The organism is Gimesia maris (genome assembly GCF_008298035.1).
GTDB classification, from domain to species: Bacteria; Planctomycetota; Planctomycetia; order Planctomycetales; family Planctomycetaceae; genus Gimesia; species Gimesia maris.
The window spans coordinates 5,755,794-5,780,841 of sequence record NZ_CP042910.1 but is presented as its reverse complement, the minus strand read 5'-3'; the positions used below and the strand labels follow the sequence as shown (position 1 = coordinate 5,780,841).

Here is a 25,048-nt window from a genome sequence, read left to right as displayed (position 1 = left end):
CGAAAGAGAACAGCTAAATCAGATTTGAACTCTCTGTTCTGTTTCCATTTGGTTTACAGCAAATCTAGTATACTGTCTGGTGTGCATCTGCAGATCATGGACCGCGAATGATTTTTTTTAATAAGAAGTCACGAAAGAAGAAGCTCAGTGTGGAATTAGTCAGCATGCGACTGGTTTCACAGGAGGATATGGATTCCTGTCTGCAGGAGCTTCAAGAAAAATCATCTGATGATGATCAGCTCATTCGACTGTTAGAGCGTAAGAATCTCATCACTTCTTTCCAGGCCGGCCGACTTAAAAGCAACGAGTTTGATGGTCTCGTGCTCGGTGATAACAAGCTGATGTATCAGAATGCTTCGGGGAGTTTTGCGCGTGTTTACCGGGCAGCTTCACTGCAGGATGGTCGCATGGTTGGCGTTAAGGTCCTCAGACAGCGCTGGGCTCAAGATCCCGAAACGGTGAAAATGTTCCGTCGGGAAGCCGAAGTCTGTAAACAGTTTCAACACAAAAATATCGTCCCGATCTATGATGTAGGATTTCAGGACGATACGCACTATTTCACTATGGAATTTGTCGAAGGCGGGAACCTGCGCGACTTCATTACGATTCGTAAAAAGCTGTCTCCTGTCGAAGCGATCAACTATACCGTGGATATCTGTGAAGGCCTGGAGTATGCCAATCGCCTGGGATACACACATCGAGATATGAAACCTACCAACGTTCTGATGTCGATTCAGGGGGTCGCCAAACTGATTGACTTTGGACTGGCAGGGGAAGATGATGCCAGCGGAGCCGGCGAGGCACATCAGCGGGCAGTAGAATATGGAACACTGGAAAAATCAACCGGCGCACCTCGTAACGATCCTCGCAGCGACCTGTATTTTGTCGGCACCATCTTTTATGAACTGCTGAGCGGTAAGCCACCTTTCCCCAGAACGAAAGATATCGAAGAGAGAAAGCGGCCCTCACGTTATTCACAGGTACCATCAATTACGACGATCGAACCTGATTTGCCTGAATCAGTTGTCAACGTTCTGGAAAAGCTGATGGCTTACCAGCCTGTTCAACGTTATCAGTCAGCAACAGATGCGATTCAGGATCTGCTGGAAGTTCGTGCCCAACTGGATGATGCAGGCACAGTTGTGAAGCCGGCCGCAGTGAATCCGTCTGCCGAACAGGAATTAAAGATGGTAATCGCTCCGCCCACGATTTTGTGCGTGGAGAACCGCCCGAAACATCAGGATGTACTCAGGGAATATCTTACCAAGCATGGTTATCGGGTGCTGATTCTCAGCGATGTTGAACGGGCCATGAACCGCATCAAGGAAAATGCTCCTGACTGCGTGGTCTTCATGGAAGATTCGATCGGAGCGGGTGCAGTAGAAGCATTTAATCAATCGCTGGAAATGGATGCCAATCTGGCTGCCGTGCTTGTTCTCTCCGAGAAAAATGCCGAGGTGAAGAAATCTCTGCAGAAAACAGATCGTTCCCGTATCCTGGTTCAGCCAATCAAGATTCGGAATCTGCGCGCTAAAATTCAGAAAGTGCTTCAACATCAGCTTAACGACTCTGCAGAACTGACTGCGCATTGAGAAGTCGGCTCTGGTGCTCGACCTTTGAATCAAATTCGATCATTCATACTTGGGAATATTGGGTTCCGGAATCTCTTCCAGTAAGCGGGCAATAATATCTTCCGTCACCATACCCTCTGCCTGGGCCTGGAAGTTAGTTGAGATGCGGTGTCTGAGCACGGGGACCGCGACCCGTCTGATGTCGTTCAATGAAACACTCGCCCGGCCAGACATGGCGGCAATCGCTTTACCGCCTGCAATCAGGTATTGGCCTGCACGTGGTCCTGCGCCCCAGTCAACCATCTGCTTTACAAAAGCAGGCGCCGATCCATCAGAGGGTCTGGTTGCTCTTACCAGTCGAGTGACATAGTTGATCGTCATTGGACCTACTTCAATCATATTGATCTGACGTTGCAGATAGACGATGGACTTTGCTGAGAGGACTTTACGGATTTCCGGTTTCTCGCTCTGGCTGGTCGATGCCAGAATTTTTTCTTCCTCTTCGAGGTTGGGGTATTCCACTTTGATATTAAACATAAAGCGGTCCAGTTGGGCTTCGGGGAGCGGGTATGTCCCTTCCTGTTCAATCGGGTTCTGAGTGGCGATGACAAAGAACGGGTCAGGCAAATCGTATGTAGACTGACCTACTGTGACTTCGCGTTCCTGCATCGACTGCAACAGGGCCGCCTGGGTTTTGGGGGGCGTGCGGTTAATTTCGTCTGCCAGGAGAATATTGGTAAATACCGGGCCTTGAACAAAGCGAAAAGAACGCCGCCCGGAATCCTCTTCCTCCAGGACATTCGTCCCGGTGATATCGGAGGGCATCAGGTCGGGGGTAAACTGAATTCGCTTGAATTCACAGTCAAGAATCCGGGCAATCGTACTGACCAGCAACGTTTTGGCCAGCCCGGGAACCCCTACCAGCAGGCAGTGTCCACCGGTGAAAATCGCAGCCAGAATCTGCTCAATGACGGCGTCCTGTCCAATGACGACTTTATGCAGTTCTTCCACCATGACATCGTGATGACGTTTCAGTTTCTCCAGAAAATCATCGAAATCGCGTTTTTCGTTAGCCAAGGTTATTCCATTCTCTCTAGTGATTGAATCTCGACTGATTGCACCGATATCGTCCAGAAACTGGTTTGGGCAACCAGAGGTCAGTTCGTATGGATGTGGAAACAGAATTCCAGGGACCCTGATTATAGTCTTCTTAAATGACAAGAGAAACAGAGACCCCTGACTTGCTCAGGCAATTCTGCTACAATCTGTAAAACGGCTGAAAAAGTCCAGGTTTTAATAAAAAACGGACAAAATTGATAAGCAGGGAGATTTCTTAAACTATAATATCAATCAAATCATCTCTACCAGATACTGAAAGGCAGGGGGCAGAGTTTGCGCAACAGCTTCAAAGACATGAAATGAAGCGACTTCAGGATGGAATCCGGGGCACCTGCCTTTTTCTGTTAAATATATAAAGAGCATCGAAAGAGAAATGCCATGGGATGTTTGCAATCTCTAATAGCGCATCGGGCGTTGCGCTGGACGATGACAGGTGCCATCTGCATTTCTGTCTTTTTCCTGTTTTGCGCGCCCTTGACTGCACAGGAACTGACAGCTCAGGCGGTCGTCGACTCGATTGACCGGGGACGAGACTTCCTGTTGAAACAACAGAATGAAGATGGTTCTTGGCCTTCTCGGGGAGGAACTCATGTCGTTGGAGTCAGTTGTCTGGCATTGATGGCTATCATCAATAGTGGCATGACAGCCAAAGATGAGCCAGTGCAACGTGGCCTCAAATATCTGCGAACCTTACGTGCCCCCGATCCGCGAGGAACTTATCAGACTGGTCTGATGATCATGGCACTGGCTGCAGCCAAAGATGGAAAACGTGATCACACCCTGATTCAGTCACTGGTTCTGAAGCTGGAGAAGAGCCAGGTAAAAACAGGCCCTGATGCCGGTGGTTGGGGATACGGACCTGGCATGGCCATCGGTGGAGCCGGATCAGCGGATCGCAGCAACAGCCAATATGCAGTACTGGCGCTCAGGGATGCAGTGCATGCCGGTGTTCCAGTCAGCATCAATACCTGGAAACTGATCAAACAATACTGGGGAACTCAGCAGAGCGCCGATGGTGGCTGGGGGTATCAGTCGAAAGTCGGAGCCAGTCGAGGCAGCATGACCGTTGCGGGAATCGCGACCATGGTAATTGTGAATTCCATGCTGGGTGATGAGTTGGAGATCAATCCGGATGGAACTCCCAATTGTTGCGTCAATAAAGACGACGATGAATCGATCGAACGGGCCATCCGCTGGATGTCAAACCACTTTTCGGTGGGCAGTAATCCCGGCGTCAACTCCTGGTTATTGTATTATCTGTACGGTCTCGAGCGTGCTGGCCGACTGAGCGGGACGCGTTTTTTTGGTAAACACGACTGGTACCGTGAAGGTGCTGCATTTCTTACTGAACGTCAATCTGTCAGAGATGGTTCCTGGAAAGGGGCTGGCCAGGAAAGTGATCCGATATTGGGAACCAGTTTCGTACTGCTCTTTCTATCAAAAGGTTTAGCGCCGGTTCTTATAAATAAACTGGAATATAATTCTGATGCTCAAGTCAACCAGAAGCCGGATACGCTTCCGAACTGGAATCATCATCAGAATGATATTCTGAATCTGACCGATTCCCTGTCTGGCCGCCCCGATTGGCCGAAGCTGCTGACCTGGCAAACGGTCAATCTGGATCTGGCCATCAAAGGGACCGGCGTTTCAGTACTCAGGCAGGCGCCGGTGCTGTTTCTCAGTGGTCAGGATGATCCGGAATTCGATGAAAAAGAAGTCGCTCTACTCAAGCAGTATGTTGAACAGGGGGGCTTCATTTTCGCCGTAGATAACTGTAATGGAGCAGGGTTTGACAGGGGGTTCCGCGCGCTTATAAAAAAGATGTATCCGCAGGGTGAAGTGCAGCTGAAACGACTGACTGCCGAACATCCCGTTTTCCGTTGTGAATACCTGCTGGATGCTGAAAGTGTTGAATTGTACGGAGTCGACGTTGGTTGCCGCACTTCCATTATTTACTGTCCTGACGATCTGGCCTGTCTGTGGGATAAATGGATGCGATTTCCGACTAAAAATCGTTCGCCCAATGTCAACTCGATGATTACCCGGGCTGTTCGCATCGGGACCAATGTGATTGCATACGCCACAGGTCGTGAACCTCCTAATAAGCTGGACCAGGAAGAGCTGGCGAATTCAGAAGGCATGCAGAATCAGATCGAGCGTGGATTCCTGCAGATTGCCAAGATCCGCCACACAGGAACCTGGGACGCTGCGCCGCGGGCTTTGACTAACTTATTGAAAGCGCTGAATCAGAAGGCGGGCATGATTGCCTCCACGAAAACTCCCAGCCTGCCAGCCAGCGATCCGAATCTGATGCAGTATCCCCTGATTTATATGCACGGGAGAAGCCAGTTCAGCCTGTCGAAATCAGAGCAGGCGAATATCAGACAGGCGCTGGAAAATGGCGCCGTGCTGTTTGCCGATGCCTGTTGCGGTTCACTGCCGTTTGATCAGAGTTTTCGTCAGATGATTCGAGAAATGTTTCCGACGCGCGAGTTGAAGCGAATCTCCATCGATCATCCTTTATTTTCAGAGCAGACGGGCTATGATGTCCGCCGCGTCAGGCGTCGACAAATGGAAGTTGATGATGTGAATCAACCTCTGAAGGCGCAGACTCTGGTGGTGGAACCATTACTTGAGGGGATCGAGATCGATGGGCACCTGGCGGTCATCTACAGCAAGTACGACATCAGTTGTGCGCTGGAACAACAGGCATCGGTGGCGTGTGCAGGTTATGTTCCACAAGATGCGGTCAATCTGGCATTGAATATTGTTCGCTATGCCTTACTTCAGGATATTGCCTTCAAAAATAAGGTCAAAGGCATTAAAGTCGACTAACGTGAGACCGATATACTCATTCGTCGAAACCGGATTGGGACTCAGATGAACGAATTCGATAACCAGCAGAAAAATATTGCAGCAGGAGCCCGGTTAGTGGGAGCAGTGATAGGCTGCGTCTTTGCTGGAATTGGCCTGACAGTACTTGGGTTTATGTGGGTACAACCTTTCGGTGGTTTCCATTCACCGCCACTATTCTTTCGCGTCTTTGCTTCCTTCATCGCAATCCCGTTCGTCATGATTGGTGGCTTCACCGCCTATTGTGCTTTGACAGGCAAGGGGCTCAGGAAAGGGATGTCGAAATCAGTACATTCCGCAATGCAGAATTCCAGTCAGGGATCGTATACCTGTCCTAAATGCAATGCACCACTTTCCGATAATATCGATGTCTCTCCGCACGGTGATGTGAAGTGCGGATACTGCAACAGCTGGTTCAACATTCACCATGTCTGAGAGGCCTCGGAAAGTCGGGAGACGCCCCTCTTTCAAAATTGTTGTCCCGGTCATTCTGTTCTGTACTTATTACCCGTATTCATGGTTGATATTGAGTAAAGGTGCCTGGACATCCTATCGCTGGACCTGGATTAAAATATGGCCTGCCTTGCCTGGTATTCTGCCACGTGCTTTGTGGTTTCATGATCTCTCTGATGGTCTGGCTCTGGCAGGTATGTACCTGATTTCCTGCCTGTTAATCGCGCTGATGATTTATCTGGCAGGATTACGTAGCTGGATGCTGGTGACCGTCGCTGTTCTGGTATTCGTATTGTCTGCAGTAAACTCGATGATTGCGTATGCGTTTTATCGCGCTTAACCCGGTGAGCAGACTGAGCCAGCATCAACTTAAGCAGCCTTACGGATTTTATCTGGATTCGAACCAACAGCCAGAGTGGCAAAGGGCTTGTTTAATGAGGGCCGCAGGTAGTTCCAGTAGATGGAACAGAGTTCGATAAATGCTTTCAGAAAATCATGTGGTTTGACTTTAGATCCTGCGACATCCTGCCAGCGTTTCAGAGGCAATTCATATACCGTTGCCTCCAGTGAATCACACTGATAAAACTTTTCCAGTTGTCGGGCACGCGCCAGCAACTCCACATCAAATATCCAGTTGGTTAAAAAACGTTTTGAAAACAGGGTCCGGCTTTCCTGGCTGACACGAAAGAGTTTGGCACCACACTGGGTATCGTAAATAGGCAGCTGTAATACTGTTGAGGCGGCTGTGGCAAAAATTCGTCCCAGATAATGTCTCAGTTTTTTTCGCTCAATCTGCCTGCCCAGCAGCTTCACGCGGGCGCCAATCACCAGGGTAAGTTGAGTGGTCTGATCCAGTTGTTCTGTGAATTCGGGGATCATATCCAGAGGGGTTGCCAGGTCGGCGTCCCAGTAGCCTGCATAATCGACGTCTGTCTCAAAGGCGCGCAACATCCCCTGTCGGACCGCTTCCGCCTTTCCCTGATTTTGGGACAGATGCAGCACGTCGAATGACTCGGGGACTGATTCCTTCAGGTCATCAAGAATCAACGCGGTGCGATCACTGCTGCCATCATTCACAAATAGAAACTGATGCTCCGGGTGTGACAAAGCATATTTCCGAAACTGGAGCACTTCCAGTCGTTTTTCTTCATTGAAACAGGGAATGACAATAATAGCAGAAGACATAAGGAACTTGTTATCCGTCACATACAAGAGGCAGTCGATGAGACCTGCTTTGGGCAGGCAGGTAGAATGGTGTAGCGGGGTGTATCAAAAAACCGGATTTGTGTCAAAAGCGGATTCTGAGCGCACAAAAAAACCGAAGTCTGCTGAGAACAGACTTCGGTGAAAATTTACAGAATGAAAAGCTGTAACCTGTTGTTAGTCAGTTACTTTGATCGAATAGAGCTGTGATCGATCAGAGACAAACATTTTGCCGTTGGCAATGGTGGGGGTACTGTAGATTGAAGAGTTGAATGTTTTCTCTTCCAGTAGTTTCTTTTCCTTACCTGCCTTGAGGATGATCAGCATTCCGTCTTCATTTCCAACCAGAACCTTGCCATCGACAACCATGGGGGATCCCCAGCAGGCGGCAAACATATCATATTCCCAGTAACGTTTGCCGGTTTCGAAGTCGAGACAATGCACGAATCCACTCAAGTCAGGAGCGTAGACCAGACCATCAGCTACGGCGACAGTCGACATCGTTCGACGGAACAGCAGATCACCTTTTTTACCGGTCAGCTTGCCATCCACATCTTCACCGCCGTAATGCCAGATCTTTCCAGAATTCGGATTGTCTTTCCAGCCATCTTTGCCGTCAGAAATCTGAGGACTGATGTCGCCGGTTTTCGTCGCGTCAATTCGATAGATATGACCAACGCCTTCACCATGTTCGGGGTCTTGACCTACGCCCAGAATCACGCTGTTGTTATGGAAAACAGGAGTACTGATGATGGCGTTCCGGGTTCCTCGACCACCGAGTTCCCATTTGGAATCCTTGGGGTTCAGGTCAAACTTCCAGATCAGTTTGCCGTTACCGTCTCCGTCACCTTCGGGGGTGAAAGCATATAACCAGCCATCTCCACCAGGGAAGTAAACCTGCGTTTTGCCGTTTACGACACCGATGGCAGGAGAAGACCATTGACCGTGGAGAATATTATCGAAGGGAGTATTATCTTCCCAGATGATTTCTCCTGTATTTTTATTGACAGCCAGGAAGCAGGGAGCACGGGGAGCAGGTACCTCAAGGTGAGCTTCATCGACCCCGTTGGATGTCAGCAGGAAGACCGTGTCTCCATGCACGACAGGGGAACTGGTAGCCAGGTTATGAGGAAAGACACCCAGGTCTTCAATCATATCCAGAGACCAGATGATATCGGCGTCTTCTTTATCAGTCTCTTTTTCATCTTTGTAAGGACCATCATTTTCGTTGTCATAAAAGCCTTTGGCATCCAGGCACATCAGCTCACAACGGTTTGTGACAACCCATAATCGCTCACCTTCGACACAGGGAGCAGAACAGATTCCCTGTTCCGGCCAGTCGTTCACGCGACCCTGAGGCAACTTCTCACGAGATAACTGCCACTTGAATTCACCTGTCTTTTCATCAAAGCAGAGTACGACACCCAGGTCATCTTCATACTTGGGACGATACTTTCCGCCGTTGTTGGTTCCGACATAAACCTGTCCGCCAGCTACAACCGGGTTTCCATACGTCTGTGATCCCAGTTTGGAAACCCAGAGAACGTTTTCGCCTTTTTCATCACCTTCACCAGGTTTGAAATTCAAATTGAGGCCCGTGGTTTTATTAACCATGTTGCGAGTCGGATCACCACCCCACATCGGCCAGTCACCGGTAACAACTGATTTACCAGTTGCTTTCGGTTTCGCCTCTGAAGTCTTTTCAGGCTTAGGTTCAGCCTTGGGTTTCTCTTCGGTCTTCGGCGCTGGTTTGGGTTTTGCTTCGGGAGCGGGTTTTGATTCCGGCTTGGGTTCTGCTTTCGGTTTTTCCGGTTCAGGAGTTTCCGACTTGGGAGTTACCGGATTTCCATCAGTGTCCAGTTTGGGTTCCGATTTTTTCATATCGGGTTCTGCTTCAGGTACATCTACTCCTGCGTCAACCGTAGTAGAACCTGCTTCTTCCAATGGAGCAGATCCGCCCAGTTCGGTTTTTGCCTGGGGAGATGGTTTCGTCGAGTCGCTGGATTCACAACCTGTTGCCATGACTGCGAAGCAGGCAAGTGAGTTCAACAGGGCAAATCGAATTAAAGACTTTTTCATTATTTATCCTCAGAGACAATGATGTTATCGATGTAGCCATCGGCGAGACGGTAGAGATAAATTCCGGGGCTGCCCTCGGTATTTGCATGGGGGTCAGTGGCTTCAATGGTCCACTCTTCGGGTTCCGGTTTATCGCGCGGCCAGGCTTTCCCTTTGACGACTGCCTGACCATCCTTGATATCGACTTTCAGCTTCATAGTGTACCAGGTATCCGGGTCTGCACGAAATTTAACTTCTTTTGCCATTCGTTTGTGGGGAGCCCAACTCTGAATCGCCAGTTTACTGGAATTCCCTTTCAGAATCAGGTCATATCGATTCACAGTCACACCCAGGCTGGCCAGCTTACGTTTCTGTTCTTTGAGATACACATCAGCCTGGACGGTATATCCCTTGGGAGCCAGTTCACTCATATCTGATGGTCCGAGCCAGATGTTGGCACTGGGACGACCTTTACCGGGGCTGGATTTGAACGCCGTCGTTCCATCCACCTCGTTGGGTTGCAGTTTCAAAAATGCATTGATCCAGGCTGGGGGAACCTGCTTGCCTTTTAATCCCTCGGCATCAAATTTCCAGGGGAGTGGCGGGAACACGCGAATCCGTGCTTCGGAAGTTACATCCCCTACCTTGACAGAAACGGTACCTGCAGCAGGTGCTTTCAGATCGGAGGGAGTTGTAACGCTCATGCCGTCCACTTTCACCGCTTCCATTCCAGGACCTGGAGTCAGTTTGCCATCGACCTTTTTAATAAAGCGGCCATTCGCATCATACGCCAGAATCTCATAGTCAATCTTTTCCCCTTGTGTCACAGCGACCTCGTAAGGGACCAGTTGTATGGAAGCGATTTTGTCCTGCATCGGCTTTTCTTCAGCCAGTGGAGGCACTGGGTCACTGCTCGGTTTTCTGTTCTTATCACCAATGCAGATCGTTCTGTCTCGAGTGACAAAATAGATGCGACCGTCGGCAATGGCGGGCGAGGCATAAATTTCATCCATCCCTTTATCAACACGTGCCAGCAGTTGGACGTGCGAAAGTTCTTCACATTTCTCCCGACTGGGTTTCAGAATGTGAATGTTCCCATTCACTTCCATGACGTACAGTTTTCCGTCCGCCCAGACCGGAGATCCTTTGCCGACAGTACCCAGGTTGTAGGTCCAGAGTTCTTTGCCGTTCTTGCTGTCGTAGGCATACATCCGACCGGTGTCAGCCACCACGTACAGGATGCCATCTTTCACCAGCAGGCTGGTATAACCGGCTTTGATGCCATCGACACGCCAGACACTGCCTGTTTTGGTAATGTCACCTCGCAAAGATCCATCAATACATTGAACACGTCCAAAGTCGACGGTATCAATATTGTCTTCTCCATGTGAGATGTAAACGTATTTGCCATCAGCTACGGGTGAAGTATTCAAACCACGCTTGGACATCTGGAAGCCCCAGAGTGTTTCACCGGTTCTGGCATTCATCGCATAGCAGCCACCATCGGCATTTCCAGCGATCAGCATACGAGTGCCATCAATCACGGTGACGATTGGTACTGAATAATTTGTGTCTAATGGAGCGCCACCGGGAGCGGCCGTCCAGAGAAGTTTGCCGGTCTTTTTATCGAACGCGTAGTAAGCCTGCTTTGGAGGAGGAGACGCTGTTTTGCCCCAGTTCAGTTGCAGAAAGCTGACGATCACGCGATTTTCGTCAACGATGGGAGTCTGTGTACGACCACCATAGCCGGAGATCTTTCCGTAATCTTCAGCCAGTGAAGTTTCCCAGAGCACTTTGCCTTCCGGAGAATAGCAGCGAAACAGACCACTGACGGAGTGGACGAAAACATTTCCTGTTTCCGTATCACCGGCCATACTGGCCCAGCCAACGCGCGGTGAGGGAATGTCAGTCTGGAAAACATTGAACTCATCTTTCCAGAGGAGATCACCGTTTTTGGCATCCCAGCAGACGACCTGTTCCCGGGCATGGATTTTATCAACCGGGTCGGTGACATCATGGTGGGTTCGACAGTTCAGATAAACACGACCATCTAAAATGATCGGGGCGGAACGACCGCCGATATCCGATTTCCACAAAATATTTTTGCCGTCCAGGTTCCAGTCGGCAACGAGATTTGTTTCACGAGAAATCCCGTTGTGTTCCGGGCCACGCCAATGTGCCCAGTCGCCTGCAGTTGCAAGAGAGGCGGTAAGAAACAGCACAACGGAGCCGACGAGCACCATGTTTATTCTTCGCATAGAAGATCCTCACTGTTCGTTTATGAATTGTGGTATCACTGATGTAGGATTGCAGACTCAGCTTTTGAAGTCTGTGATCTCAGCTCTTCAGGTGGGAGGGTTCATACCCTACTAAATAATACAGTATTGAACTTGCCTGCCTATTGCAATGGTCTAATCTCAAGTCTCAAGCAGATTTAAAAATCGTATTTAGCTTTATAATTAACCGGAAATCGACCATAATCTGAAATCCCGCGCGTATAATTTATATGCCGATCAATGTAATTTGTCTGAGCAAGGGTTGATTTTTTTATGTTTCCTCATACACGTATGCGTCGAAATCGCCGTACAGACTGGTCTAGACGCTTGGTTTCTGAAAATCAGCTTTCGGTAAATGATCTGATCTGGCCGGTTTTTATCCAGGATGGTACGAAACAGAAAACGGATATTCCCTCGATGCCGGGCGTACAACGTTTGACCATCGACCATCTGGTTGAAGCAGCCAAGGCGGCGGCTGATCTGGGAATTCCCGCTCTCGCGATCTTTCCCGCGACCGATCCGTCAAAAAAAACAGAGAGCGGCGAAGAAGCGTTTAACCCTGAAAATCTGGTCTGTCGAGCGGTTCGGGCCCTGAAAGAACAGGATCTGAATCTGGGAATTCTTTGTGATGTGGCTCTGGATCCTTATACCAGTCACGGTCAGGACGGGCTGGTCAAAGACGGATATGTCATCAATGATGAATCTGTGGAAGTCCTCTGTAAGCAGTCTGTCGCACAGGCAGAGGCTGGTTGTGATATCATTGCCCCCTCTGACATGATGGATGGTCGGATCGGTGCCATTCGGGAAGCCCTGGATGATGCCGGCTATCAGCACGTGCAGATTATGGCATACGCCGCGAAATATGCGTCTGCCTTTTATGGGCCGTTCCGCGATGCCGTCGGGTCCGGAACAAATCTGGGAAGCGGTGATAAACGCACATATCAGATGGATCCTGCTAACTCCGATGAAGCGATGCGCGAAGTCGGCCTGGATATCAGTGAAGGCGCTGACATGGTCATGGTCAAACCGGGGATGCCTTATCTGGATATCGTGCGGCGCGTGAAAGCGGAGTACGAAGTTCCCACCTTCGCCTACCAGGTGAGCGGGGAATACGCCATGATCTCCGCTGCCGCTCAAAATGGCTGGCTCGACCGGCAAAAGTCGATGCTGGAGAGCCTGGTCTGTTTTAAAAGGGCAGGCGCTGATGGCATCCTGACCTATTTTGCAAAAGAGGTTGCAGAATTACTTCAGCAGAAATAAGGCAGATTCATCGAGCTGGAAAGTCAAAAGGTCTATCCTGACAACAGTTTGCGGTCGAATGAAAATTTGGTGAGGAATCGGATTCTTGCCCTTGGAGTACTGCGAAATACCGGAGGATTTGCTATAATCTCCGGCTTCTTTCTACCTGACTTCTGTCCCTCATTTGCCGGACAGAACGATTGCGATTGGAACGGTTTACAAGAACTATGATCTTTTTTCGAACTTGAGTTCTGGAATTAGTGTCAGAATTCCTTTCCATTCAACCGATATTGTGAATTTGTGATTTATCCAGAATGAACGAGGTACAACAGTGCAAGTAACGGGTCATGCCAGCAGTCAGGAAACGATTGCGCTATTCGACAAGTATGTGATCCCCAATTACGGTCGCTATCCGATCAGCCTCGTACGTGGCGAAGGCTCGTATGTCTGGGATGCGGAAGGCAAACGTTATCTCGACCTGTTTCCCGGCTGGGGCTGTAATATTCTGGGGTACTGTCCCGAACCGGTTGTGGCTGCGATTCAGGATCAGGTTTCGCGTTTAATTCACGTACCCAACACCTGGTACACCGAAGCACAGGGGCGGTTTGCTGAATTTCTCTGCACGCGAAGTTTCGGAAAAGCCTTCTTCTGTAACAGTGGAGCAGAAGCCATCGAAGGCGCCATTAAACTGGCGCGGCTGCACTTTGATGGGAAACGTCCTAAAATCATTACCTGTGAAAACGGCTTTCATGGTCGAACCTACGCCGCCGTCACAGCGACGGCCCAGCCCAAGTATCACGCGGGGCTCGGACCACTAGTCGCCGGATTTCGTTATGCTCCGTTTAACGATCTGGAAGCGATCTCCAGCCTGGTTGATGATGAAACCTGTGCGATTCTCGTCGAGCCTGTCCAGGGAGAAGGGGGCGTCAATATCCCCGACGATGGTTATCTCGCCGGTTTACGGAAAATCGCTGACGAAGCCAACTGCCTGCTGATCTTTGATGAAGTACAAACCAGCATGGGACGAACCGGGACCTGGTTTGGCTACCAGCAATGGGGCGTGCAACCAGACATCATGACCATGGCCAAAGGGATTGCCGGCGGCGTTGCCGCGGGGGCATTCATCGCCACCGAGGAAGTCGCTCCCAGTCTCCGGCCCGGCATGCACGCCAGTACGTTTGGTGGGAACCCCCTCGCGATGGCAGCGGGTCTCGCCACCGGTCAGATGATTGAAGAGCAGAACCTGCTGGAAAACTGCCAGTCCATGTCCGATCTCTTCCGTCAGTTCTTTGAACAACTGCAGACCGAACTCCCTATCATTCGTGAATTGCGCGTCAAGGGGATGATGATCGGCGTCGATTTGAATATTCCATCTGGACCCGCCGTCGGAAAATGTATGGAGCGTGGCCTGTTGATCAATTCCACCCATGATACGGTGCTTCGTCTGCTGCCGCCGTTGAATGTGACCGTGGAACAGGTGGAAGAAGGTTGTGAAATCATCGCAACCGTCTTACGCGAAATGGCAGAGGAAGAATAACACCCGCCAGCCCGTTCCAGGATATTATTAACCTTATCACTGATTCCTGTTCGAATCTTAATTCAAGAAGCGAACAGGAATTCCTGTTTTTAACCAGTCATTGATTGAGAAATCCAATGAGACATTTAGTTACTTTACACGACTTGGATTCGTCAGAAATACTCGAAATATTTGCCCTGGTCCAGGAGCTCAAAGATAAAAGAGCCCGAGGTGAACGCCCGCAATTACTGCAGGGCAGAACCATGACTCAGGTCTTCGAGAAGCCTTCTCTACGTACGCGACTCAGTTTTGAATCGGCGATGTGGGAACTGGGGGGCGGCGCGAGTTTCTTCTCGTGCAAGGAGGCGGGCCTCGATGGTCGCGAGTCTGTCGAAGATGTCGCGCGGGTTATTGGTCGCTATTCAGATGTCATCACGCTGCGAACCTTCTCGCATGAACTGATCGAACAGTTCGCTGCCAACTCACAGGCGTCGGTCATCAATGCTCTGTCCGATTTAAGCCATCCCTGCCAGGCGCTGACCGATCTGTTTACGATGCAGGAAATCGCCGGCGACCTGTCTCAACAGAAACTGGTGTATGTGGGAGATGGAAATAACGTTGCGTATTCGCTGGCCAACTGTTGTGCAAAGCTGAATGTTCCGTTTGTGGTTTCTTCTCCCGCGGGATTTGAACTCTGCTCAAAACTCGTCAACACATTGAAAGAGAAGTTCCCCAACGTTCAACTCGAACTGGAATCCGATCCCCGTAAAGCGGTCGCGGATGCGACTGTGATTTACACCGATGTCTGGGCCAGTATGGGACAGGAAGCCGAAACCGAAAAACGCAAACAGATCTTTGCCGATTACCAGATCAACGACAGCCTGCTGTCCGCAGCCGGGAAGAATTGTCGCTTCATGCACTGCCTGCCCGCCAAGCGGGGGTTGGAAGTCACCGATAGTGTCCTCGACAGCGAACACAGTATCGTTTTTGATCAGGCTGAAAATCGCAAGCATCTCGCCAAAGGATTAATCGTCTGGTTAATGCAGCAGTCATAATCAGACACTCCTGATCATCACACACCACCCCGGCGTTCCAGGTCGGGGTGTTTTTTTACGTATGCAAAAATTCGACTTGACTGCGCCACGCCCCTCTCGAAACTCTCTGCTATGCGTCGCGCGCGTTAGGCGTTTTTCTCGCATGCTGCATGCATGGCTCCCTGCGAATATAATCAGTATGAAACCTGCTTGTTTGACGCATGATTACAATAGTTTCTACGAAATGACTGCATGATCAACACCATTATTCCCGTCAAAAGGAGCAATAAAATGACCGCAACTACGACAGACCCACACCTGATTCACGCCTGGGGTGAACCAGAGTGAAACCAATCCTGCGCATCGAGTGAAGTACCCGTTGTTTCCGCTTTCGCATGACATTCCGGTGATGTCAGAATCAGACTGGGTATCGTTAAATTAAGAATTCCAGCGCAGGCACACAAGTTGAAAACGCAGCCCGCAGCCCGTTGACAGGTGTGGACACCGTTTCGCTCTGCGGAAGCTATTATAAACCAACCTCATCAATCCCCGGAGATAAACAGCGGGCACTGCTGCCGTCTGTCTACTTGCTGAAGGCTTCTTTCACGACGTCAGCATAAAAGACCGAGAACATCAGCCAGGCCATCAGCAGTGTCAGCAACAGGTTCAGTGACTGCCCGCAGACATACAGAATCAACGGCTTGCCCCCTTTGAGGAATTTGGCCAGCTCTCGGAAATTGGTTTCCAGGCCGATACTCACAAACGCCAGGCAGAAGAACCAGCCTCGGAAGACTTTTGACGATTCTTTCACCATCGCTGGAACAATCAGATCACCGCCCGGCAGCGTTGTATACAGCAGAGAAAATAAAGCAGAAGCGACAATAAAACCCAGCACAAATTTGGGGAAGCGATACCAGATCTCCCACGCGTCGGGCTTGATCTGGGAATCTTCCTTTTTACTCTCCACACAGGTGACCCAGTACACGGCGACTCCAAAGGCGGTCACCCCGATCAGGATATTCTGAATCATCTTGATCGTGACGGCGACCTGCCCGGCTTCCTCTCCCAGAATTTCACCGGCAGCAGCCACGGCACCGGTCGAATCAATCGTTCCACCCATCCAGGCGCCACCCAGAATCGGGTCAATCCCCAATGCTTCGATGACGATGGGCATGAGAATCATCATCAGCACCGTAAAGCTGAGTGACAGGCCAATCGCAAATGACAGCTCTTCTTTTTTCGCTTTACAGGATGCAGCAGTCGCAATCGCCGCTGATACCCCGCAGACCGACATGTCAGCAGAGATCACCATATTCAGCGATTTGGATTCTATTTTCAGCACTTTCTGGCCGAATAGATATGTGCTGATCAAAACCACGGGCGTGACCACCCAGGCAACATAAATTCCCGGCAGACCCAGTGTCAGTAGACGACTGAATAAAACACTGGCGCCCATGACGACCAGTCCGGTTTTGATATACAGCTCTGTCTTCAAGGCCGGCTTCATCCATTGAGGAGTTCCGATCGTATTGCTGATGATCAGCCCCAGCATCAGCGCCCACAAGGCATATTCCAGGTTAAAACGTTTGACGACGACCTGCCCGGTCAGGACATAGGCCAGTATCGCCAGAAGAAAGACTCCCAGAAATCCAACAGCAAATTTGACGACGGTATGTCCCATTGCTTTGACTGCCAGGGAAAAACCTGCCAGGCTGATCAGGAATACGACACATAACGGCAGAATTAAATTGCTTTTCTCAGCAGGAAACAGCGAGTCCAGCGGGTTCTGGTTCCACGAACCCGGTTTGCCCAGCCACGATTTCAACGGGCTGTGCACGCTTACTTTTTCACCGGTCGTTTCAGCGGCCTTCAACTGCTCTGCAAAGTCAGCAGGCAGGGAAAGATAGACTGCCAGAAAACAGATCAGCAAAAGTCCCCCACCGATCCAGATTGCCCACCAGTCCTCCGCGGTCTTCATTTCCGACCAGGTCGACCTGCGTGGCGCTGCGACAACGATCTCGTCATTCTCTTCCGGAGCAGGGGCAGGTGCGTCGTCTTGCATGATTCTTCTCAATGCCAGTTAGGAATGTACGCCGGTCAGGATCGTCTCAGATCACCAAGGCAGGGGCAGGTTTAAATTATAAGAATCATACCATACTAAAAACAGCGGCACTCGAAAAGAGTGCCGCCCAGGATAGAGTCACTTATTTGAATCCGATTTAATGTGCTGTCGTAGAAACCATTTCCCGCTTTGCCGATTTCTCAGCAGGGGGAGCATCGACGGCTTCCTGGAGTGCACTCAGCAGTGTTGATTGAGTATACAGGTCCCGAATGATAATGGGTTCGTTGGGACGGTTGGCCGGAAAGATGACCGTCAGGGGAATACTCACACTCTGGAATTTATCCAGCCACTCTTTAATGGTGGGAGAGTAGTCCGTGTAGTCTGCATACATGGGCACAACGTTGTGCTTTTTGATCATCTCCAGTGTTTCCGAAGTATTCAATGCGAACTTTTCATTTGTTTTACAGGTCAGACACCATTCCGCAGAAAAGTCGATCAATACGGTTTTGTTTTCCGTTCTCAGCTTTTTCAGTTCAGCCACGTTGAACGGCACCCAGGGGAGATCATTGGTTGATTTCTGACTCATGCTGTAACCAAACAGTCCGATCCCCACAGTCAGCGCCAATGCAGCCACGCGTACCGTCATTTTCTTCTGGATGGAAGAATTGTGAGTGTAGAGGCTGCCAATCATCCACAGACCGGTTGTAATACCCAGCAGTATGATCAGCACGGGGATTGTCAGCGATTCATCCAGGAATGAAATGATAAAGATGACAGCGCCCATCAAAATGATTCCCGAAAATTCTTTAAACCGCACCATCCACATCCCCGGTTTAGGCAGGTAGTTGATCGCTTTGGGGAACACGCTGAAGATAATATAGGGTGAGGCCATCCCCAGCCCCATCACCAGCCACACCAGATAGGTGATACCAGGAGTCTGCATCACTGACCATGCGAGGACTGGTCCCAGGAAAGGTCCACTGCACGGAGTTGCCAGCAGCGTTGCCAGGATGCCCGTGAGAAACGCGCCTGTCAGACCCTCTTTCTGCTGACCACTGGCGGCGGATCCCACCATCCCGGGAACGGGAATCTCAAACACACCCAGCATACTCAGACCCATGGCATACACGATACAGGCCATGATGATATTAAACTTGGTACTCTGGAACAGACCGCCCCAGCCGAGTCCTGCAAAGACTGCCAGCGACGCGAGGCCCAGAAAGACCGTGAGCACACCCAGTGAATAAAAGATGTTTAAGGCAAAAATCCGTGTGCGGCTCTCTCCCGCCTGCTGCACAAAACTCATGACTTTAATCGCGACGACAGGCAGCACACAGGGCATCACGTTCAGAATCAATCCACCCAGGAACGCAAAAAACAGGTAAGAGGCAAGTGACTGATTATCTCCTGTAGAAGCGATAATCAGGTCATCATCACTGTCTGATGATTTGAGCTCTTCCAGTGAAGACATCGCCACCGGCTGGGCATTGGTCAGACTACCCAGTTGAAATTCGACAGGCAGCGGTGGACGACAGCTGCCTTCGTTGCAGATCTGGTACTTGACTTTTCCTTCAACGCCAATCGCCTTCGCGTCAGGTAACCGTTCAAAATCACGCGTCCAGGTTACTTCGTCGTAATGGGTTCGCTGGTCGTACTCTCCGTGAGTTTCCTGTGTCGGTTCCGGATTGACAGAAAACTGTTTCGAGACCGGTTTCAAACCTTCCAGTTTAAACAGCTCAATATGGGTCGGCAGCCCGGCTTGCGTTTTATCCTGGTCGAGCGCGAATGTATGGAAGCTTTTATCCAGCTTCATTGTGATTTTGAGCTGCACCAGTTTCTCGGGATTGGAACTGGCAGGTGTCAGGGCAAAACTCAGTTCGACCGGATCAGGCTTTGAACGTCGTTCTGGGACGACAGTCAAAGACAGCGGCGCGGTTTTCTGTTTACCAGTCAGCATGGCGCTGAAGGGGTGCTGTAATGCGACACAGCGATCTGCGTTGCAAACCTGGTAGTCCATCTCTCCGTTGATGATCACTTGGGACGGACTGGTCACATCCTGGTTGACTTTATAGCGACGGCTCCAGATAACATGCTTCGAATATTTTTCGACTTCCTTCATGAACAGTGGTTCAAACACCGTTTTGGGGGGATGGTCTGCGTTGAAATGCTGATCGATGGCCGTCAGGCCTTTGGCATCCTCAATCTTGAATCTGGTCGCACCGCCGAAGGTCGGGTTGGTGGAGTAAGTGTACGCGCCTTCCGGAAGAATCACAGCGATGGAAAGGGTGACGGTATCACCGGCTTTCGCATCCTGAGGCAGCAGGCTGACATTGATTTCTGTCTTGACGCCGGCCTCAGTCGCGGCGGCTTTCTTCTGATCGAAAAAATCAGCCAGATTGTTATTCTGAGCCTGCAAAGCGAACGGGACGCAGGCGAGGGCAGCGAAGAGGGTGAGTACAGTGACAGAGGCAGTTAAAAAGCGGCGGGGAGTTTTCAAAATGAAACCCTTCCAAAAACTCAGATTTAAGACTAACGGGCCCGTGAGCCTACTTGTATCATTATATCGGATGCAGGATTGTTTCCTTCTGTGAAGTAAGTTACAAATCCTGACAGATTCATAGGGATTTTAGATACGAGAGTCAACACCGGCAATTCTTTTCTACCGTTGACCGCAGTCTGATCTTTCTCAGATTTATATCGTTAACCTGTTGACTGCAAACAGATTCTGGTATCATGGAGATCAGGCTTTATCGCCCTGCATGGGGGAAACTTGTGATAACACAACATTGCCTATTTTAACCCATCAAAGTTGTTTGATCAATTGAAGATCCTTCCGACATGACAAAACCGGTAATGATAACAGGCCTGTTGCTGTTGTTTTTTTCCTCACTGGTAAAAGCAGAAGAACCACTGGTGGCTCCCAAACCAGCGGAACCTGTGAAGGAGATTGATTTTAGGGACCCGATCCCCTTTGGACTGTCTCCCGTTGAATATGGACTTGGAGAACACTCCGATTCCGCCTCGCGGCTGGATCAGGAACTGGCCGCCCGCACTCGAAAACTGAACTATGAGCCACAGTGGGGGTACCTGCGGGATGTCCTGAAAGCCCTGCAGATTTCCGAATCTTCGCAGTTGATGGTCTTTTCCAAGACGGCCCTCAATCCGCGAATCATCAATCCGGAAAATCCCCGCGTTGTTTATTTCAATGACGATGTTTATGTCGGCTGGGTACCGGGAGCGGAGAAGATGGAATTTGCCGCGGTCGACCCGTTGAAGGGCACCATTTTTTATGAACTTGCCGTCAAAGCCTCTAACGAGCCTCGTTTCATACGTTCGGAACGTTGCCTGGCCTGCCATGGCGGTGCTTCAAGTCTGCGAATTCCCGGGTTACTGGTCCGTTCATTTCTCACCGATCAGCACGGCCGACCGATTTCCGGCTACTCCCAGATCTCCCACGACAAACCACTGGAGAAACGCTGGGGAGGCTGGTATGTCACAGGCACACACGCTGACATGACCCATCTGGGCAATCTCTTTAACCGGGATGCCATTGAAGAGGCAAAGACCAATCCGGCACTCCGGTCGAATCTCAAACACATCGATCAGTTCGTTGACACGTCTAAATATCTGAATCCGCATTCTGACCTGGTGGCACACCTGATTTTGGATCATCAGGTCCACGGACATAACCTGATCACCCGCGCCAGCATGGAGCAGCAACTGGGGCTCAGATCGGATGTGGAACAGCAGCTGGTGCGTTATCTGTTATTTCTTGACGAAGCACCACTGACAGGGCCTTTACAGGGCACCACCGACTATCAGACATCGTTTGAACAGTCGGGAAAACGGGATGCCCGCGGACGTTCTTTGAAAGACTTCGATCTGCAGACAAAACTGTTTCGCCATCGATTGAGCTACCTGATCTACACCGACAGTTTCAAGAAGATGCCTTCCGCAGCGCGGCGCAGAATTTTGAAGAATATCTACGCGTTTCTGACCGCTCCTGCTGCGGAACTTGAACCGTCCTGGGACGTCGATCCGGACGCATTTCCTGTACAGGAACGACAGGCGATTCTGCAAATCGTGACAGAGACACTGGACAATTTGCCTGAATTCTGGACCGTTCAGAAGTAACGATACATTAGCTCCCATGCACTTTCTTCAGACCCCATACAGCGGGATTGCCTTGACCTGCACTCAGGCACTATGATAACAGTCAGGTTCATTCGTTTAGACTGACCTGTTAATATCTCGCCTCAAACGCCATCCAGGGTGGTTTCTTATATCTAACTTAATCTGAGGTCCCATGCCTTTTTATAAAATGTGTTTGACAGGCCAGCGCCTGATTCTGTTACTGGTCTGTTTGACAGGGTCGGTGTTTGCCAACCTGAATGTCTCCCAGGCTGCTGATGAGTTCGCGGGGTTGAATGTTCCGGAAGGCTTTCGTGCGACCCTCTATGCCGACGATGATCTGGCTCACGATATCTATTCCATGACCATCGATTCCCTGGGGCGTGTGGTCGTTTCCGGTCCTGGTTATGTTCGTATTCTGATTGATGCCGACGGAGATGGCGTCGCAGAATCATTCCAGCAGTACGCAGATGGTCCTGCCACCGGTGCCCAGGGAATGTATTTTCTGGGTCGGGATCTGCTCTGCACGGGTGATGCGGGACTGATCCGCTATCGTGATGAAAATGCCGACGATCGTGCTGACGGAAAACCGGATGTCTTCCTGCAGACGCGTACCGGCGGCGAACATAATACCCACTCCATCCAGCGCGGCCCTGACGGTTACTGGTATCTGCTGCTCGGAAATACCACGGGGATTAATGAAAAATATATCACCACCAAAACATCACCCGTGAAAAAGCCATATGCGGGAACCCTCATGCGGCTCAGTCCCGATCTGACAAAGGGGGAAGTGATGGCGGACGGATTTCGGAACGCGTATGATTTTGCGTTCAATCCCAACGGTGATGTCTTCACTTACGACAGTGATGGCGAACGCGATATTTCGCTCCCCTGGTATCGACCCACGCGTGTGTTTCATGTGTTGCCCGGTTCAAATGCGGGCTGGCGCAGTCGCAGCTGGAAGCGTCCCGACTCGTTTCTGGATATGCCACCGGCGATCGCCGCATTCCATCGAGGTTCTCCGACCGGCGTGAGCTGTTATCAACAGCGTCAGTTTCCCAAAGAATATCAGGGAGCACTGTTCGTCGCCGACTGGACCTTCGGCCGCGTCCATGCAATTCCCATGAGATACTATGAAGGCAGTTATGCCAGCGATCCCATTGATTTCATCACGGGGGTCGGTCAGTTCGGCTTTGCACCAACCGACCTCGCCGTCGGACCCGATGGTAGTCTGTATGTCAGCGTCGGTGGACGTGGCACCCGTGGCTCTGTGTTCAAAATCGAATACACGGGGCCGGTAGAGGCACAGAAGCCAGACCTGACTTCAGAACAGGTTGCGGAAAATACCAGTCATGAAACACAAGTCTCACCCGCTCTGGATGCCTGTCTCTCGGCACCGCAGCCTCTCAGCAGCTGGTCACGCGAGAACTGGTTTCCGCTGGTGAAAAAAATCAAGCCGGAAGCGTTTTCAGAGGCAGCTCTGAACCCGGGTCGCTCCGCTGCACAACGCGTGCGAGCTGTTGAAATCATCACCGAATTGCTGGGAGGTGTACCGGACTCCGTGATTGAACCGCTGCTGCAGGACAAATCAGAACGGGTTCGCGCCCGCCTGGCATGGTCACTCGCGTACCCTGGACCCTCCGGGCAGAAAGCGAAATGGTTGAACGAACTGCTGCAGGATGAATCGCCTCTCGTCGCCCGTTTTGCACTGGAGACACTGCTGCAGCTGGGAGATCAGATTGATCAGAGTGAATGCCTGGCCGGTTTGCAGAAAACTCTGGGCGCTTCAGCACGTTACGTCAGGCAGTCAGCGGCCCAGGCGGCAGCCACTTTAAACGCCGAAGATTATCAAATTCTTTCAGATCGCATTGAAGCCTCTGACGGCGCAGCTTTGATCACGCTTGCGTATGCCAAAATTATTAAGGAGGGGGGCGTCGTACCTCTCGCGGTTCGGACAGGGATTACCGTCTTCGAAGGAGACTACCAGACCGACTTACGCCTGGATGCGTTGCGGCTGATTCAATTGGGACTCGGTGATCTGGGGCCACCTACCAAAATGGCTGCGGTCTTCGATGGCTATGCAAACGGCGTTGATCTGGCAGAATATGAACGACAGCTCGATCCGATTCGGATCCGACTGATGGACGCGTTTCCCAGCAGTCATGAAGTGCTGGACTATGAGCTGGCACGCACACTGTCGATGCTGGCACCCTACAATCCGAGTCTGTTGGATCGCATCCTGAAAAAAATCACAGACGACTCTGATCCCGTGACCGACATTCACTACCTGATCGTCGCGGCCCGCATTCCCAGCGACCGCAGTACCGCGCAGTCGAAAAAAATCGCGAAATCGCTGGTCTCCATTGATGAGAAACTGATCCGCCTCAAGCTGCCACAGGATACAAACTGGGACGATCGCTTTAAAGAACTCTACACGCAACTGGTGAAAATTGACGCCGACCTGCCCCGTCAGATAGTGGAACAGCCCGGCTTTGGATTGCCCGGACATGTACTGTTTCTCAGTCAACTGCCTGGACAGTTCCTGGGAACCGCGATCGCTGCCTTTGAACGAAAAATCGAGGCTGATGACGATTTCCTCTGGAGCAGTGACGTTGTATTCCTGTTTGGTGAATCAAAGAAACCTGAACATCGGGAAATGATTCGCGATCTCTACGAAGATTTCGCACTGCAGCCTGCTGTGATCGCAGTCCTGTCCGCCAGTCCGGAAGAACAGGATCGTGACAAATTCTTCGAAGGGCTGGATTCCTCGCAGATCGAGGTTCTGGAAGCCTGCGTTTCAGCTCTGGAAAAACTGGCGCCTCCCCAGTCCCCGGATGAAACCGTGCGGCTGTTTGCTGCTCTGCGACGGATGGGGAACGATAAAAGAGAACAGAAACTCCAGTCACGCATTGTGACTCTCCTGCAGAAATGGACTGGCCAACCAATTGGTGATCCTGCGGATGTCGCTGACCTGACAAAGCAGCGTGCCCTGATTCAGGCCTGGGCAGACTGGCTTTCACAAGAGAATCCTGAAGTGTATGCCCGCATTCTCAAACTGGGAGGAGAGGAAACTGAAAAACTATACGCCATGCTGGAAACGGTCTACTGGGAAGCCGGCAGCAGCGAACGTGGAGCCGAGCTGTTTCGAAAACGTGCCTGCATTCAATGTCACGGCAATCGCAGCGCCTTAGGACCTGCTCTCGCTGGTATCGCCAAACGCTTCAGCCGGAAAGACATTTTCACAGCGATTGTAGCTCCCAACCAGGATGTCTCTCCCCGTTATCAGACCACCGTCGTCGGGACGGTAGACGGGAAAGTTTATACCGGGCTGGTCGTCTATCGTTCCGTTGATGGCCTGACGCTTCGCAATTCCAATAACCAGACCACCCGCATTGAGGCCGACGAAATCGACTTTGAAAGCAAGAAAAGCAGCTCGCTGATGCCGGAAGGATTGCTCAAAGATCTGACGCCGGCCGACCTGGCTGATCTGAATGCCTATTTACAAAGTCTGTAGATTGAGTACGCTAGGGACA

The 25,048-nt window shown here is 50.8% G+C and carries 15 protein-coding genes; 9 read left to right on the top strand and 6 right to left on the bottom strand.

The features are described from left to right. The first annotated feature begins 107 nt into the window (after window positions 1-107). Complete coding sequence (locus tag GmarT_RS21440) at window positions 108-1,592, top strand: protein kinase domain-containing protein (protein ID WP_002643840.1); 1,485 nt, start codon at window positions 108-110, stop codon at window positions 1,590-1,592. 39 nt (window positions 1,593-1,631) lie between these two features. Here the strand turns inward: GmarT_RS21440 and GmarT_RS21435 are convergent, their stop codons facing one another. Beyond that, complete coding sequence (locus tag GmarT_RS21435; protein ID WP_002643841.1) at window positions 1,632-2,648, bottom strand: AAA family ATPase; 1,017 nt, start codon at window positions 2,646-2,648, stop codon at window positions 1,632-1,634. A gap of 420 nt (window positions 2,649-3,068) precedes the next feature. Here GmarT_RS21435 and GmarT_RS21430 point away from each other — a divergent pair, with 420 nt between their 5' ends. Genes GmarT_RS21430 through GmarT_RS21420 form a run of 3 tightly spaced genes read left to right on the top strand, consistent with a single transcriptional unit; the run spans window position 3,069 to window position 6,336 of the window. After that, window positions 3,069-5,525: a DUF4159 domain-containing protein gene (locus GmarT_RS21430; RefSeq protein WP_230682447.1), complete on the top strand. Its 2,457-nt coding sequence runs from the start codon at window positions 3,069-3,071 to the stop codon at window positions 5,523-5,525. 45 nt (window positions 5,526-5,570) lie between these two features. Further along, on the top strand, window positions 5,571-5,978 hold the full coding sequence (locus GmarT_RS21425) for a hypothetical protein (RefSeq protein ID WP_002643843.1): 408 nt from the start codon (window positions 5,571-5,573) through the stop codon (window positions 5,976-5,978). After that, window positions 5,971-6,336: a hypothetical protein gene (locus GmarT_RS21420; protein ID WP_002643844.1), complete on the top strand. Its 366-nt coding sequence runs from the start codon at window positions 5,971-5,973 to the stop codon at window positions 6,334-6,336. The genes GmarT_RS21425 and GmarT_RS21420 overlap by 8 nt, the downstream gene beginning before the upstream one ends. A 29-nt stretch (window positions 6,337-6,365) precedes the next feature. On the opposite strand, the gene GmarT_RS21415 is transcribed toward GmarT_RS21420, so the two are convergent. The 3 genes from GmarT_RS21415 to GmarT_RS21405 form a co-directional block, all read right to left on the bottom strand. Further along, window positions 6,366-7,181 carry a dolichyl-phosphate beta-glucosyltransferase gene (locus tag GmarT_RS21415; RefSeq protein WP_002643845.1) on the bottom strand — a complete coding sequence of 272 codons (816 nt, stop codon included), beginning with the start codon at window positions 7,179-7,181 and terminating at the stop codon, window positions 6,366-6,368. A 195-nt stretch (window positions 7,182-7,376) separates the two neighbouring features. Continuing rightward, window positions 7,377-9,278: an outer membrane protein assembly factor BamB family protein gene (locus GmarT_RS21410; RefSeq protein ID WP_002643846.1), complete on the bottom strand. Its 1,902-nt coding sequence runs from the start codon at window positions 9,276-9,278 to the stop codon at window positions 7,377-7,379. Next, window positions 9,278-11,515: an outer membrane protein assembly factor BamB family protein gene (locus tag GmarT_RS21405; protein WP_230682448.1), complete on the bottom strand. Its 2,238-nt coding sequence runs from the start codon at window positions 11,513-11,515 to the stop codon at window positions 9,278-9,280. The genes GmarT_RS21410 and GmarT_RS21405 overlap by 1 nt, the downstream gene beginning before the upstream one ends. 291 nt (window positions 11,516-11,806) lie before the next feature. On the opposite strand from GmarT_RS21405, the gene hemB reads away from it, so the two are divergent. From hemB to argF, 3 genes are all read left to right on the top strand, one after another. Next, on the top strand, window positions 11,807-12,793 hold the full coding sequence (gene hemB, locus GmarT_RS21400; RefSeq protein WP_044236115.1) for a porphobilinogen synthase: 987 nt from the start codon (window positions 11,807-11,809) through the stop codon (window positions 12,791-12,793). Between the two features lie 310 nt (window positions 12,794-13,103). Continuing rightward, window positions 13,104-14,309, top strand: a complete 1,206-nt coding sequence (locus tag GmarT_RS21395) for an aspartate aminotransferase family protein (RefSeq protein WP_002643849.1) — start codon at window positions 13,104-13,106, stop codon at window positions 14,307-14,309. Window positions 14,310-14,425: 116 nt separating this feature from the next. Then, window positions 14,426-15,343 (top strand): ornithine carbamoyltransferase, encoded by a 918-nt coding sequence (argF, locus tag GmarT_RS21390; RefSeq protein WP_044236118.1) that lies wholly within the window; start codon window positions 14,426-14,428, stop codon window positions 15,341-15,343. A gap of 562 nt (window positions 15,344-15,905) precedes the next feature. Here the strand turns inward: argF and GmarT_RS21385 are convergent. After that, a complete protein-coding gene (locus tag GmarT_RS21385; protein WP_002643851.1) occupies window positions 15,906-17,384 on the bottom strand; it encodes a YeiH family protein in 1,479 nt (492 codons plus the stop codon). Window positions 17,385-17,541: 157 nt separating this feature from the next. After that, complete coding sequence (locus tag GmarT_RS21380) at window positions 17,542-19,881, bottom strand: protein-disulfide reductase DsbD family protein (protein WP_002643852.1); 2,340 nt, start codon at window positions 19,879-19,881, stop codon at window positions 17,542-17,544. Window positions 19,882-20,222: 341 nt separating this feature from the next. Here GmarT_RS21380 and GmarT_RS21375 point away from each other — a divergent pair, with 341 nt between their 5' ends. Then, window positions 20,223-21,518, top strand: a complete 1,296-nt coding sequence (locus tag GmarT_RS21375) for a hypothetical protein (RefSeq protein ID WP_052301198.1) — start codon at window positions 20,223-20,225, stop codon at window positions 21,516-21,518. A 172-nt stretch (window positions 21,519-21,690) separates the two neighbouring features. Beyond that, window positions 21,691-25,029: a DUF7133 domain-containing protein gene (locus tag GmarT_RS21370; RefSeq protein WP_002643854.1), complete on the top strand. Its 3,339-nt coding sequence runs from the start codon at window positions 21,691-21,693 to the stop codon at window positions 25,027-25,029. The last annotated feature ends 19 nt before the right edge of the window (window positions 25,030-25,048 follow it).

Coding starts and splice junctions, on each gene's coding strand:
- GmarT_RS21440 (WP_002643840.1), top strand. CDS start 108: ATGATTTTTTTTAATAAGAAGTCACGAAAGAAGAAGCTCAGTGTGGAA.
- GmarT_RS21430 (WP_230682447.1), top strand. CDS start 3,069: ATGGGATGTTTGCAATCTCTAATAGCGCATCGGGCGTTGCGCTGGACG.
- GmarT_RS21425 (WP_002643843.1), top strand. CDS start 5,571: ATGAACGAATTCGATAACCAGCAGAAAAATATTGCAGCAGGAGCCCGG.
- GmarT_RS21420 (WP_002643844.1), top strand. CDS start 5,971: ATGTCTGAGAGGCCTCGGAAAGTCGGGAGACGCCCCTCTTTCAAAATT.
- GmarT_RS21415 (WP_002643845.1), bottom strand. CDS start 7,181: ATGTCTTCTGCTATTATTGTCATTCCCTGTTTCAATGAAGAAAAACGA.
- GmarT_RS21410 (WP_002643846.1), bottom strand. CDS start 9,278: ATGAAAAAGTCTTTAATTCGATTTGCCCTGTTGAACTCACTTGCCTGC.
- GmarT_RS21405 (WP_230682448.1), bottom strand. CDS start 11,515: ATGCGAAGAATAAACATGGTGCTCGTCGGCTCCGTTGTGCTGTTTCTT.
- hemB (WP_044236115.1), top strand. CDS start 11,807: ATGTTTCCTCATACACGTATGCGTCGAAATCGCCGTACAGACTGGTCT.
- argF (WP_044236118.1), top strand. CDS start 14,426: ATGAGACATTTAGTTACTTTACACGACTTGGATTCGTCAGAAATACTC.
- GmarT_RS21385 (WP_002643851.1), bottom strand. CDS start 17,384: ATGCAAGACGACGCACCTGCCCCTGCTCCGGAAGAGAATGACGAGATC.
- GmarT_RS21375 (WP_052301198.1), top strand. CDS start 20,223: ATGACAAAACCGGTAATGATAACAGGCCTGTTGCTGTTGTTTTTTTCC.
- GmarT_RS21370 (WP_002643854.1), top strand. CDS start 21,691: ATGCCTTTTTATAAAATGTGTTTGACAGGCCAGCGCCTGATTCTGTTA.